This is a genomic window from Agrobacterium sp., from assembly GCF_032092815.1.
GTDB lineage: Bacteria > Pseudomonadota > Alphaproteobacteria > Rhizobiales > Rhizobiaceae > Agrobacterium.
This window is the reverse complement of record NZ_DAMDBP010000011.1, coordinates 122,785-135,933: the sequence shown is the minus strand read 5'-3', so window position 1 is coordinate 135,933 and position 13,149 is coordinate 122,785. Positions and strand designations below refer to the sequence as shown.

The following is a 13,149-nucleotide window of genomic DNA, read 5'->3' as shown; positions in this document are numbered from 1 at the left end:
GATGCACCTCCTCCCGCAAAGCTTCGTCTTCAGGCGGCCTTACTCCTCCTCCCAAAGGACGCCTGGCAGAATGGTGGCACCCTCCTCCCAGTCGCCATTCAAACCTTTAGAAAAGCCTGCTGCACCTCCTCCCGCAGCAGGCTTTTTCGTTTCCAGCGATGAATTGAACAGACGACCACCGAGATGGTCCGCAGCCTTTGTTTTCCCCTTTATTATCCGGTCAGCTTACAGTTCGCCACGCAATGCGGTGATCCGAAATACTGTGCCGTCACCCGACGTCTCATGCAGAGTGATGTCAGCACCATGTGAGGCAAGCATGGTGCGGGCGATTTCAAGCCCCATGCCGGTGCCGCCGTTTTGACGCCTCGTCGAAAAAAACGGCTGGAATATACGCTCTCGGTTGGCCTGCAAGATGCCGCTGCCATTGTCGCTGACCAGCACATACACCGATCGGCCATCCGTCTGCACATCAAGGGCAAGGTGCGTAGCGCCATTCTGGAAAGCGTTTTCCGCAAGATTGCCAAACACCACCAGCGCGGCCTCAAGCGGAAGCGCGATCTGAACTGCAACCTCACCGGACGCGGTGATCACATAACCGGAAAAACGATCTTGCAGCATCCTGGCAAGCTCCATGACGTTGATCTGTCCGGCAGGCATGGGCACTTCGGCATAGGCAAGTTCCCTCAACCGCGCCAACAACAGATCAAGCCGTTTGGTGTCAGTGATGATGTTGTCGAGGAAACGTTGGCGTTCAGCCCGTGTCATCGGCTGCTCGTCATCGTCGTCGCGCATCAGCTCGGCAGCGCCCCGAATTGAGGTCAAAGGTGATTTAAGCTCATGTGAGACATGGACTGCAAAGGACCGCACATATTCACTGCGATCAACCAGCTTGCTGGCCAGATCGAGAAAGCTTTGCGAAAGGGTGGCGACCTCCCGCGTACCATAGCTTTCAAGCGGCTGGATGGCTGAACGACCACCGCGGGCGATATCATCGGATCGGGAAATCAGCGCGTTGATCGGGCCGGTGATGTTGCGGCTGAGCACATAGGCAACGGCAATCGTCACCAGAAGAACGACCAGCAACGCACCTGCCTCTGTCGTCGTGGTCAAAGAGGCGGCGCTATCGGTGGCACGAAACCAGATGATGCTGATGATCGGCAGTGCCATGATCGAAAGAAGCACCGAATAAACGATGAGAGCCAGGGGTGGCCGCCACTTGGATTTGACCTGAGGGGCTGGCATGTCAACCACCCCGCTCGTCATCGACGCGCAGCTTGAAACCGACCCCATGCACGGTGGTGATGAGATTATCGCCGCCAACGGCCGTGAGTTTTGCCCTGACATTGCGAATATGGCTGTCGATCGTGCGGTCTGCAACGTAAGTTGCGGGACCATAGGCCGCCGCCATCAACTGTTCCCGGCTGAACACCATGCCCGGCCGCGCCATCAGTGTCTCGAGGATCGCAAATTCCAGCGTAGTTGGGAGAGTGGCATTGCCCGCGAAAGTCACGGTCCGGCCAGCGCGGTCCAGCCGCAGTTCGCCAACGGTTAAATCCTGTTCGTTTCGTTCTGCTGTGCTTGCCATGCCAGTTCGTTTGAGAATGGTTTTGACCCGTGCGACCAGTTCACGCGGGCTGAACGGTTTCGTTACATAGTCATCACCGCCGATTTCCAGACCCAGGATCCGGTCGATTTCTTCGTCCCGCGCCGAGAGAAACAGGATGGGAACAGAGGATGTTTTGCGGATCTGCCGGCAGACCTCAAGACCATCCATGTCAGGCATGCCGACATCCAGAACGATGAGGTCGATCTTTCCGGCACGAAAACTTGCCATCGCCTGCGTGCCAGTTCCGGCTGTCGCCGTCACCATGCCAGCACGTTCCAAAGCGAAACAGATGACCTCACGAATGTTTGGCTCGTCATCAACGACAAGTATGCGCGGCACTGTGCGGTCTCCTGATAAATCCACGGCGTCGGTGATACCGCTGTTTCAAGGCCCAATCAAAGCGGTTGAGCTGATATAGTTTTTAATTCTGTAGTCCCGGTAGTTCCAACTGCGCCAATCCGATGAGCGCATTGCAAAGCTGGCGGCCAGACGATCCCGCACGCGCTTGGCGATCTCGTGCTTCCACTCACCTTTAGGCACTGCTGCAAGATAGGTATCAATCGCCGGGATGGCCGAAGGTCCAAGCGAATGGAGGTAAGCCAAGTCGATCGGCGGATCTTGCTCACTCACCTGCGCACTGTGTTCGACATTAAAGCGGGCAATGAAGTCCGAAAAATCGAAGAATGCACTGAGGTAAAGGACTGTCAGAAGCGTCGCCAAGTTCATGGAAATCAGCCATTCATTGGACCGGCGCAATTTTATCCGCAGCAGGATGAAGACCAGGCCTGTCGCCACCAGGCCCATCCAGATACCGGCGGCCATGCGCAGACCTGTCAGCGAATAGGTTTGCACGTAAAGATCGAGCCTGAGAATGGCCGACAGGCAAAGCATGACATTCTGCAGGATCCAGGCGATCACCAGCATGCGGATCAGACGGCTGCTGTCACCGGGGCCGCCACGGCGCATGGCAACCAGCACAAAAGCTGCGGCAAGCAGAGCAGTTGCCACCAGCGGATAGGCGCCACGATGGGCGTATTGCGCGTGGCTCATACCGGCCGGCAGTTCCGCACCACCCCAGAGATACAGCACATCCAATGCCGTCTGTATGGCAAACAACAGGTTGAACACCCAGAGGCAGCGCAGAAGGGCGGCGTGATCAAGAAACCTTGCCGACTGACGGCTGATGTCCGCTGGCTCGGTGGTGTGGTGTCTGACTTTGCGCATCAGGCGCGGGCGTAGCAGTGCCGAAATGCCGACTGCTGCCAGCAACCAGAAGCCGATGCGTGTGATATCAAAGAGGTCGATCAGGAAGCTCAGATCGATATTGTGCAGGCCCAGTGCAATCAATGGATTTGCCATGGTAAACAGCAGCAGGAACACCAGCCCGAGGCCAAGCGGAAGCAGCCAGCCTGCAAGCGACGTCTGCGTTACTCCAAGGAATGTCTGGCCCGACTGCGAGGCAAGATAACGACGGCAGAAGGAGGGCAGGCGAAGAGGCACCAGCGGAATGAAACGCAGCAGTGTCAGCGGTATGTCCACCGGCTTTTTCGGCAGGAGATTGGCGCAGGCAAGGGCACTGGAGATAACGGCCGCAACGGCAAAACCAGCACCAATGATGCTGGGCGCTTCCAGCAAGGGTGCGGCGGCCAAGGCAGTGACACCGAGGCATGTGGCTGTTTTGACTGTGCCCAGTCGCTTGCGTGCTGCCATCAGAACGGCAGATGTCAGGGATAGTGAGAACAGGAAAAGATTGAGGCCTGGCGCCTGCTGGAACATCAGGACATCGGCCAAAGCAATCATCGCAATGAATATTGGCAGTGTTTTTTTATCGGAGAGTGCGCGGAGCGGGACGGTGGTTTGCGCTGTTGTCAGTTGCATGTCGACACCTCACGCAGATGCGGCAGAAGGCGTCGAACACTGTTTTGGATGATGGACTGTGACGGAATACGGTCGTTATTGGTGACATCCTCTTCCATCCACCAGCTTTCTTGAAGCAGACGGTAAGGCAGGCGGGGAAGGGCGGTGTGATCAGGGATGAGGTGCTTTTTCATATGAACAGGCTAGGCCCGGCGTTTGCAGATTTTGTGCAGACGATGAGCAGCTATTCAGGAATTTATACGGGCGCACCTTTTGACGCTCTCGACATAACCACGTCTGCCGGGTGTCAGGCATTGCGCTGGGCGGCAGCGCCTGCGGCAATCATCATGATGATCTGATCAAGCTCATGTCCGAGCCGTTCCGGCGGCAAGCCAACAAACCGCGCTTCCAACGTGATGCTGATGATGCCGTGAACCGCACCAAACAGCGTACGGGCACGCACGGCGCGATCCTCCGCACTCATGTCAGGCTGCAATTCGGCCAGAGGCTCGGCAATGATGCTGAGGAGAAACAGATGTTCATCGAGATGCCACTGCGGAGCGGGCGATTCCTCCGGTGGATAATGTTCGAACAGCGCTTTCCACAAATTGCGATTGGCCATCGCAAATTTCAGATAACCTTGCCCGAGATTGCGCAACTTGTCGGTTGGTGACTTGTCCTTGACCTCAGCCAGCGCCAATGACTGCTCGAGAGCCTTCAATGTCGTCGAGTTCACATGGATGATCAGATCATTGATATCCGTGTAGGCACTGTAGAGACCACCCAGCGCACAGCCGGCATCCTGCGTGACATCACGCGCGCGCAAATTTGCCAAGCCATCACGCTCTATGCGGTCACGCGCCGCTTCCAGCAATCGCGCCTTGAGATCTTCCCGTTTTTCTTCCCGTCGACCCATGCCAGCCACCTCGAAAAAATTATGAACAATGTTCAAAATAAATATTGAACGTTGTTCATTTTTATGCGAAACACAAATTCATGAACAATGTTCATAAACGGGAAAAGCCCAGTGTTCAACCGGATCACCACAGTTTTACGCGGCCACCTCGTCACCACAGCCTGAACCACGTTTCAACACATCAAGGGATTAAAGCCATGAATGACAGTTTTCAGAAACATTCCTCCACCTGGGTCAGCTTTTCCTACGTCTCCTTCGGTGCGGCCGCTTTCATGCTGGTGCTTGGCATCTGGATGATGCCGCTTGATCTGTGGGGCAAGGGATATCTCGCCATGGGCATCCTGATGCTCGTGCAGACCACGGTCAACATGACCAAGACCCTGCGTGACAATGCGGAATCGGAAAAGCTGATGCGCAAGATCGAAGACACCAAGACTGAAAAACTGATGGTAAAGTTCAATCGCGATAGCGACAGCTGAAATACTATTAACCACACCCTGGGGTTGTTTTGGCCGTCAATACTTGCCTAACGATTCCGTGGTCTTCCTGTCGCGATCGAAAAGGAAAGCACCATGCATGATAGCCTGATGAAAACACGGAAATTTGCGCCGCTGTTCTGGACGCAATTCCTGTCTGCCTTCAACGACAACTTTCTCAAACAGACCCTAATCTTCCTGATTTTGGCCAAAATGGCCTCGGAAGGTGCAGCCCTTGTCACGCTTGCAGGCGGTATTTTCATTGCGCCATTCCTGCTGTTGTCAGCGCTTGGCGGTGAACTTGCGGACAAACACGACAAGGCACAGATGGCCGAGCGGCTGAAATTTGCCGAAATCGGCATTGCCGCCATTGCGGTCATCGGCATCGCATTTTCATCGATTGCTGTACTGATGGTTGCGCTGTTCGGTTTTGGTGTTGTCTCGGCGCTGTTTGGTCCGATCAAATACGGCATCCTGCCCGACCTGCTGGAAACGCGGGACCTGCCCAAGGCCAATGCCTGGATCGAAGGCGGTACCTTCATCGCCATCCTGACCGGCACGATCGTTTCGGCACTGGCTTTCTCCGAAGGCGACAGCGTGTGGATCTTTGGACCGATGATGATGGTGCTGTCGGTTCTGTGCTGGCTGTCGGCCCGCATGATCCCGCGCAGCGGTGCGCGTGCACCTTCGCTGGTCATCGACAAGAACGTGTTGCGCTCCAGCATGACACTGGTCAAGGAACTGCGCGAGGACAGCCGCGTCTGGCGTTCTGCCCTGATGAATTGCTGGTTCTGGTTCGTTGGCGCCTTCGTCATGTCGATGCTGCCGATCATGGTCACCGAAATTCTCGGCGGTTCCGAACTGGTCGTTCCTGCCTATCTCGCCATTTTCGCCATTTCGATTGCCGTTGGTTCGGCCATTGCCGGATGGATGTCGGCTGGCCGCATCGTGCTTCTGCCGGCTCCGATTGGTATTGCCATCGTTGCCCTGTTCGGCATCGACCTTGCCTGGAACCTCTGGGGTCTGCAGTCTCTGTCGCATGCGCAGACCATTTCCGAGTTCTTTGCCGGTCAAAACACCATTCGTGTGGCGATCGATCTTGCCGGCATGGCAATCGGCGGTGCATTCCTCGCCGTTCCGACCTTTGCGGCCATGCAGACCTGGGCTGATGAAAGCCGTCGCGCCCGTGTGATTGGCGGTGCCAATGTTCTGTCTGCCCTGTTCATCACCTCAGGCCTTGCGCTGGTGGCAATTCTGCAGGCGATTGGCGTTTCCGTGCCGATGATCATTCTTGGCCTGTCGCTGATCAATATCGGTGTGGCCTGGCTGATGCTGAAGTTCCTGCCGACCAACCCGTTCCGCGATTTCATCTCCATCCTGTTCCGCGCCTTCATGCGTCTGGAAGTCGAAGGGTTGGAAAACATCCGCAAGGCTGGTCGCGCTCCGATCATCGCCCTCAACCATGTCAGTTTCCTCGACGGTGCACTGGCACTCGCCATCACCGAAGAAGAGCCAGTGTTTGCCGTCGACTACAAGATCGCACAGGCCTGGTGGGTGCGTCCGTTCCTGAAGATGTGCAAGTTCCTGCCGCTTGACCCGACCAAACCGATGGCGACACGCTCGCTGATCAAGGTGGCGCAGGAAGGCAATGCCATCGGCATCTTCCCCGAGGGACGCCTGACCGTTACCGGTACGCTGATGAAGGTGTATGACGGCGCTGCCATGGTGGCTGACAAAACCGGCTCGATGGTCGTGCCTGTCCGTATCGATGGTCTGGAAAAGAGCTATTTCTCGCGTCTTTCCGGCGGCCAGGTGCGTCGTCGCCTGTTCCCCAAGGTCAAGGTGACCATTCTGGAACCGGTTCGCCTTGAGGTGCCGGAAGAGCTGAAGGGTCGCAAGCGCCGCGTCGCGGCCGGCGCAGCCCTTTACAAGATCATGTCGATGCTGCTGTTCAAGACAACGGACACCAACCAGACGGTGCTGCAGCGTATCATCAAGACAGCGCAGGAAAGAGGCGGCAGCAAGCTCGCGGTCGAAGATCCGATCAGCGGCCCTCTGTCCTACAGCAAGCTGCTGACCGGTGCTGCCGTTCTGGGTGCCAAGTTCAAGACACTGTTCCCGAACGAAAAAACACTGGGTCTGATGTTGCCCAATGCCAATGGCACGGCGGCAACCCTGCTCGGCGTGATGTCTGCCGGCAAGGTTCCGGCCATGTTGAACTTCACCGCCGGTGCTGCCAACATCCTGTCGGCCTGCAAGGCGGCTGAGGTAAAACATGTGTTGTGCTCACGTGCCTTTGTAACACAGGGCAAATTGGCACCGATCATTGCAGAACTGGAAAAGGACGTGACCTTTGTCTGGCTGGATGATCTGCGCGAGACCATCACCACCTTTGACAAGATCAAGGGCCTGATCCGTCGCTACCGACCGCTGGTAAAACAGACAGCAGACGACACGGCGGTGATCCTCTTCACATCGGGTTCGGAAGGCGCGCCGAAAGGCGTGGTGCTGACCCATCGCAACATCCTGTCGAATGCTGCCCAGGCGGCATCGCGTATCGACTTCAACTCGGGCGACAAGGTGTTCAACATCCTGCCGGTGTTCCACTCCTTCGGCCTGACAGCTGGAACCGTTTTGCCGCTGGTTGCCGGTGTTCCGGTCTATTTCTATCCGTCGCCGCTGCACTACCGCATCGTGCCGGAGCTGATCTACACCTCCAACGCCACCATCATCTTTGGTACCGACACATTCCTCAACGGTTATGCCCGCACCGCGCATCCCTATGATTTCCGTTCGATCCGTTACATCTTTTCCGGTGCAGAACCGGTCAAGGCGTCGACCCGCGAAACCTATATGGAAAAATTCGGCCTGCGCATTCTCGAGGGTTACGGCGTCACTGAGACGGCACCGGTCATCTCGCTCAACACGCCGATGTTCAACCGTTCCGGCACCGTCGGCAAGATCATGCCTGGCATGGAATGGAAACTGGAGCCGGTGCCCGGCATCGATGAAGGCGGCCGCCTGTTTATCCGTGGTGCCAATGTGATGGCGGGTTACTTGAGAGCCGAAAACCCTGGCGTGATCGAACCGCTGGAAGATGGCTGGCACGATACCGGTGACATCGTCACCATCGACGAAGACGGTTTTGTCACCATCCGTGGCCGCGCCAAACGTTTTGCCAAGATCGGCGGTGAAATGGTGTCGCTGGCAGCGGTGGAAGCACTGGCAGGGCAGATGTGGCCGGGCAGCCTGTCGGTTGTGTCTGCCGTGCCGGACGCCAAGAAGGGTGAACGCCTGATCCTGCTGACCGACGCGCCAAAGGCCACACGCGCCGACTTCGCAAGTTATGCCAAGGCGAAAGGTGCCATGGACATGATGGTGCCAGCCGAAGTGACCGTTGGGGTCGTGCCGGTGCTCGGCTCCGGCAAGGTCGACTTTGTGGCGGCACGCAAACTTGCCCTGGCGTCGCAACCGTCGGTCAATGCAGCCTGACTATCAAACCATGCGGACGGTGAGACCGTGCTTGCCGTCCGCACCCGTCCTCACCATTTCGACATTTGACAAACTTTGCCATTCAGCGATATTTTCCTACCTCTACGGAGATCGAACATGGCGACAATGAATGTATCCCTTCCCAACCCCATGAAGGAATGGGTGGAAGCGCAGGCGAAGACCGGACGCTATTCGAATGCCAGCGACTATGTGCGCGACCTCATTCGCCGGGACCAGATGCGCGCCGACCAGATCGCCAATATGCAGCGTTTTGTTGATGAAGGCCTTGAAAGTGGCCGCGGCCACCGCTCCAAGGACGAGCTTTTTTCTGCCGCCATCGCACGCACCACAACAGACAAAAGCCTGTAATGTCCTTCATTCTTTCTGGTGCAGCCGAAGAGGATATCATCGGTATTGCGCAACACGGTGTGGCCAATTTCGGCATCGCGCAGGCACGGCGCTACCATGATGAGCTGTTTGATACGCTCGAACTGCTGACGCAAAATCCACGCATGGCGCGCGAACGTGACGAGATCACACCACCGGTGCGCATCCACCCGTTCAAGGCGCATCTCATCATCTACCGTGTTGAAGATGACGATATGGTGTTTGTGATCCGCATACGCCACGCCCATGAAGACTGGGCCAACACCGATCATTGACCGGTCTTGAAACGAAGGCCATGCCCGGACACAACAGCGCCGGGCATGGCGTAAAATGCAGATACGTTACTGCGCGGCCGGTTCGAGACGCTGCTTGAGCAGCCAGTCCCAGACCTGCTGATCGTTCAGCACTGCCTGTTCAACGGCCGAATGGTCGACATCTTCAAACACCGTCAATTTGGCATTGCGTTTCAGGGTTTTCAGACGCTCATACATGATGACCGAATCCGACAGCGGGATCACATCATCATTGGTGCCATGAAAGATCCAGAACGCTGCCTTTTCATTGGTTCTGTTGAGATAATGGCGATTGCCGCCGCCGGCGATCGGAACTGCGGCCGCAAAAGTTTCGGGAAACTGTTCTGCCAGTGCCCAGGCACCGAACCCGCCGCGGCTATAACCAACGACATAAATCCGCGCCGGATCGACACGGTGTTTTGCAATGACCTCGTCAAGCGCCGATTTTACTTTCTCGATGGGGTAGAGCAGTTCCTCGCTGGGATTTTGTGGTGAAAAGACCAGAAATGGAAACTGTTTGCCCTCCTCAATCAGTTTCGGAAGACCGCTCGATTTGACCTTTTCAATATCGCTGCCGCCCTGATCTCCACCATGAAGCCAGACAACAAGCGGATAGGTCTCGTTCGACGTCGTATAAGCATCCGGTGTGTAGATCAGATAGTTCAGGTCATTTTTTACCGTTGCCGTCGATGTCATCGCCACCTGATCGGCCAGTGCTGCACCGAATATACTCGCTGCCAGTGCGGCACCCAAAACAGCTGACAAAAGTCCCTTTTTCATCCGTCTATCTCCTCTTTAACGGTGGTTCGGGATTGGTCATGGTCATGCACCACGCCCAACAAGGCAAGTTTAACCGGCCAATTATGGGTGATGGCAGTTGGAGACAGCAACGTTTCAAAGCCGAAGCGGTTGCAGGCGAGACACCAGAAACACCGACTGTCGCTCTCTTTCATTGCGCAGTATTTCCAAGAAAAAACGCCATTTTCGGAACCGGATGCGGCCTCAACCGTTTTTCCAGTACACATCGCGCGGCACGCTCATGACATGGACTTCCCCGGCGTTTTGACCGGATAGCAATTGTCTGACGTGCCGCGTGTTTTTTGCAGGTCAGTGATCCTAGTCTTGTCGATCAGCGGCTTCATCACCCAAAATCGTCATCGCAGCGGTATGTCAGATCGCCTGTCTGGTGTTATGACGGTGCACGACACCGAAATTGCAACGCCTTCGAACGGACGATCTCGCGATGAAACTCATTGGCATTCTGGGCGGCATGTCCGCTGCATCGACGCAAATCTACTACCGCAAACTTTGCGAAATCACCCGTGAGCGTCTTGGTGGCCTGCATTCTCCCGAACTGCTGATCCGTTCGCTCGACTTTGCCAAGATCGAGGAACTACAAAGCCGTGATGATTGGGATGAGGCCGGCCGCATCTTGAATGCCGAAGCAAAGGCACTGGAGCGCGGCGGCGCGCAATTCATTCTGCTGGCCACCAACACCATGCACAAACTAGCCGAAGCAATGATGCATGGTGTGGGCATTCCGCTGCTGCATATTGCCGATGCTACGGCCAGCCGCATCATCACATCTGGTCTCAGCAAACCGGGCCTGCTGGCAACGGCCTTCACCATGGAACAGAGTTTTTACACCGATCGGCTGGTCAAATCCGGGCTGACACCTGTTCTGCCCGATGCGGAAGACCGTGATGTCGTGCACCGCGTGATCTATGATGAACTTTGCAAGGACATAACAACAGATAAAAGCCGCGCGGCCTATGAGGCAATCGCGCAGCGTGTTGTTGATGCAGGTGCCGACAGCATGATCCTCGGCTGCACCGAGGTGGGCATGCTGCTGAACCAGGGCAATGTTGTGGTGCCGGTGTTCGACACCACATTGATCCATTGCGAAGCGGCCATTGATATGGCCCTGTCTGAATAAGGAGACGGCTTAGTTGGCCGTCGCCTCAATCTCGACCTTGTCGAGCAACAGCAGCGGGTCCTGCGATGCGGCAACCAGATCAAAGACACCGAGACCATTCGGGCCAGTGGCACGCACGGTAAAGCTCAAGGTGCCAGGTGTCGCAAGGAAGCGCAGGATCGCGTCCGTTGCGTCTTTGAGCTTCGGCCGCTCGTTGGCAACCTGCTGCAATCCCATCGACGCGACCATGGTCAGGGTGCCGCGCACCTGATCTTCGGTCATGCCGTTTTGCAGGGCGTAAAGTTCGACGGCCTTGGCAATCAGCCCTTCGTCCTTGACGGTGAATTTCACCTCGCGACCGGCAAGACCAAAAAGTGCTGCCTGCGCACGACCCGTATCCAGCGAGAAAAATTCCTTGGTGAAACCGCTGACCAGACCGGAGATATTGGCACTGCCAATGTCCTTGGCATTGATCGAGATATCGCGGATCACAAGGTTTTTGTTGGCTTCATCCCAGCCGGCCGACAGACCGTAGGAGAAGGTCAAGGCCTTCAAACCAAGCTGGCGCATCTGGGCAAAGGTTTCGTCCGAGGAATCCTCGGGGATCGGCAGGGTCAGGTCTTCCTGCTTCACATCAATGTCGGTCGGAATACCATTATAAGGCTTCGTCAGGGACATCTCGTAGTTCTTGAGCGTGAACTGGATCCGTTCAGGACCAGCGTCTGCAGCCTCGTCCTCGCCAGTTTCTTCATTTTTCTTCGGATTAGCGATATCAAAATCAATACCGGCAAAACGGATGGTACCCAGTTCCGGCATCAAGGTGTTGAACGGGAAGCTATCCACTTGCTGTTCGTCAAGACCGGCAAGTGCAGTAAGGCCATCCAGCGTGGAACTCCAGTTGAAGCCGGTGATACTGGCTTCTGCAACATCAACCGTGTCGTCACCATTTTTCATCGAAAAACCGTGCAGGCCCATGCTGAGTTCACGATTGCCCACTTGCATTTCTGTGCGCTCGACCGACATGTTGATCCGCTTGTCGGAGCCTTCAGCTGTCTTGTCTGGCGCATCTACCTTCATACCCAGGATCTGCATGTTCATCTTGTCGAACATGTCGATAATCGACACGAATTTGGCAAAATAGGCCTTGCGATCTTCAACCGACAGGTCGTCAATATTGGGCGCGGCTGAGAAGGTCTTGAGTGTTTCCATAAGCGGTTCAGATGGCATGCGAACGCTGACACCCTCGCCGCGCATCTCATCATAGCTGAAATTGCTGCCGCTGTCGGAAAACGCAATCGTCTTGACCGAGAAGGGGCCATAAAGCGGCTTTGCGTCCTTGTCGTCAGGACCGGCTTTTTCGGTATAGATCCGCGCCAGATAGGCCGCGTCGAAATCCTTGAACTCAATGGCACCTGTGGACACATCGATGCGCTGTTCCTTGGTCGCACCATCGTCATCCGGCACCTCGAGAGTTAAATCGAAATTGCTACCTTCTGCGCCGTAGTGCGCAATGCGGCCGTTGGCCACATCAGACAGCACGACATTTTTGTAGGTGGTTTTCTGGCTGGTATTGGCAAAGGTCTGTGTTGTCGTCAGCTCAGGGATCGTCACGCGTTTTGCAGCAAAGCTGGCAACTTGTTTCGGCAACGCAGCCGCACCGTCAATGTCAGAGGCCTCGCGAAGAAGGGCATCATTGATGTCGACATCCTCAAAGCGCGCATGGCCGACCGCAATCGTACCGGTTGGCATATCGACATCAACGCCATTGACCATCAGCTCACCCGGCAGGAAGGCCAGTTTCTGGCGTCCATCAACGGCTGCAATCCGCACAGTCGTACCATCGCCCAGCGGCAATGTGAGGTTACGAAGATGAATGCGGCCAAGAAAATCCACCTTGACGAGATCGGCTTTGCCGCCGCTGCGATCAACGAATTCCTGGACCTTGCCCTCGTAAACGGTCTTGCCCCCAACGACGCCTGCAGCCGCCACTGCGATGACCGCAACCGCTGCCAATAGTATCTTGCGTCGACCCTTGCCGGTCTGGTTTTCTGCCTGTTCCACGAAGCTGGCCCTTTTAAAAATGCAAATTGAAACTGCCCGCCTTTTAGGCACGCGCAAGTTGCTTCGCAAGTCTTCGAACAAACAGAGAGACCCGGCTATCATCAAATTCCGAGCAAATCGGCACTCCGGACGATAGCCGAAGTGCC

12 protein-coding genes are annotated in these 13,149 nt (G+C 56.0%); 5 read left to right on the top strand and 7 right to left on the bottom strand.

All coding sequences use genetic code 11. The annotated features are described in order from the left end of the window. Nucleotides 1–225 precede the first annotated feature (225 nt). The 5 genes from RT613_RS09195 to RT613_RS09175 form a co-directional block, all read right to left on the bottom strand. On the bottom strand, nucleotides 226–1,242 hold the full coding sequence (locus tag RT613_RS09195; RefSeq protein ID WP_313614756.1) for a HAMP domain-containing sensor histidine kinase: 1,017 nt from the start codon (nucleotides 1,240–1,242) through the stop codon (nucleotides 226–228). 1 nt (nucleotide 1,243) lies between these two features. Further along, nucleotides 1,244–1,945, bottom strand: a complete 702-nt coding sequence (locus RT613_RS09190) for a response regulator (RefSeq protein WP_313614755.1) — start codon at nucleotides 1,943–1,945, stop codon at nucleotides 1,244–1,246. A 45-nt stretch (nucleotides 1,946–1,990) separates the two neighbouring features. Continuing rightward, complete coding sequence (locus tag RT613_RS09185) at nucleotides 1,991–3,484, bottom strand: DUF4173 domain-containing protein (protein WP_313614753.1); 1,494 nt, start codon at nucleotides 3,482–3,484, stop codon at nucleotides 1,991–1,993. After that, complete coding sequence (locus RT613_RS09180; RefSeq protein WP_313614751.1) at nucleotides 3,475–3,657, bottom strand: hypothetical protein; 183 nt, start codon at nucleotides 3,655–3,657, stop codon at nucleotides 3,475–3,477. Before RT613_RS09180 ends, RT613_RS09185 begins: the two co-directional genes overlap by 10 nt. Nucleotides 3,658–3,770: 113 nt before the next feature. Next, nucleotides 3,771–4,379, bottom strand: a complete 609-nt coding sequence (locus RT613_RS09175) for a WHG domain-containing protein (protein ID WP_313614750.1) — start codon at nucleotides 4,377–4,379, stop codon at nucleotides 3,771–3,773. Between the two features lie 197 nt (nucleotides 4,380–4,576). Between RT613_RS09175 and RT613_RS09170 the strand changes: the two genes are divergently transcribed. The 4 genes from RT613_RS09170 (at nucleotide 4,577) to RT613_RS09155 (ending at nucleotide 9,009) form a co-directional block, all read left to right on the top strand. Next, nucleotides 4,577–4,858, top strand: coding sequence for a YiaA/YiaB family inner membrane protein (locus RT613_RS09170; protein WP_313614749.1), 282 nt, complete (start codon nucleotides 4,577–4,579; stop codon nucleotides 4,856–4,858). Between the two features lie 93 nt (nucleotides 4,859–4,951). Further along, on the top strand, nucleotides 4,952–8,347 hold the full coding sequence (locus tag RT613_RS09165; RefSeq protein ID WP_313614747.1) for an acyl-[ACP]--phospholipid O-acyltransferase: 3,396 nt from the start codon (nucleotides 4,952–4,954) through the stop codon (nucleotides 8,345–8,347). Nucleotides 8,348–8,464: 117 nt separating this feature from the next. Then, nucleotides 8,465–8,716, top strand: coding sequence for a type II toxin-antitoxin system ParD family antitoxin (locus RT613_RS09160; RefSeq protein ID WP_313614745.1), 252 nt, complete (start codon nucleotides 8,465–8,467; stop codon nucleotides 8,714–8,716). Continuing rightward, nucleotides 8,716–9,009 carry a type II toxin-antitoxin system RelE/ParE family toxin gene (locus RT613_RS09155; protein WP_313614743.1) on the top strand — a complete coding sequence of 98 codons (294 nt, stop codon included), beginning with the start codon at nucleotides 8,716–8,718 and terminating at the stop codon, nucleotides 9,007–9,009. Before RT613_RS09160 ends, RT613_RS09155 begins: the two co-directional genes overlap by 1 nt. Before the next feature lie 66 nt (nucleotides 9,010–9,075). On the opposite strand, the gene RT613_RS09150 is transcribed toward RT613_RS09155, so the two are convergent. Further along, complete coding sequence (locus RT613_RS09150; protein WP_313614741.1) at nucleotides 9,076–9,807, bottom strand: prolyl oligopeptidase family serine peptidase; 732 nt, start codon at nucleotides 9,805–9,807, stop codon at nucleotides 9,076–9,078. 463 nt (nucleotides 9,808–10,270) lie between these two features. Between RT613_RS09150 and RT613_RS09145 the strand changes: the two genes are divergently transcribed. After that, on the top strand, nucleotides 10,271–10,963 hold the full coding sequence (locus tag RT613_RS09145) for an aspartate/glutamate racemase family protein (RefSeq protein WP_313614739.1): 693 nt from the start codon (nucleotides 10,271–10,273) through the stop codon (nucleotides 10,961–10,963). A gap of 9 nt (nucleotides 10,964–10,972) precedes the next feature. Here RT613_RS09145 and RT613_RS09140 read toward each other — a convergent pair whose 3' ends face one another. Further along, nucleotides 10,973–13,003: a hypothetical protein gene (locus tag RT613_RS09140; RefSeq protein WP_313614737.1), complete on the bottom strand. Its 2,031-nt coding sequence runs from the start codon at nucleotides 13,001–13,003 to the stop codon at nucleotides 10,973–10,975. Nucleotides 13,004–13,149: the final 146 nt, after the last annotated feature.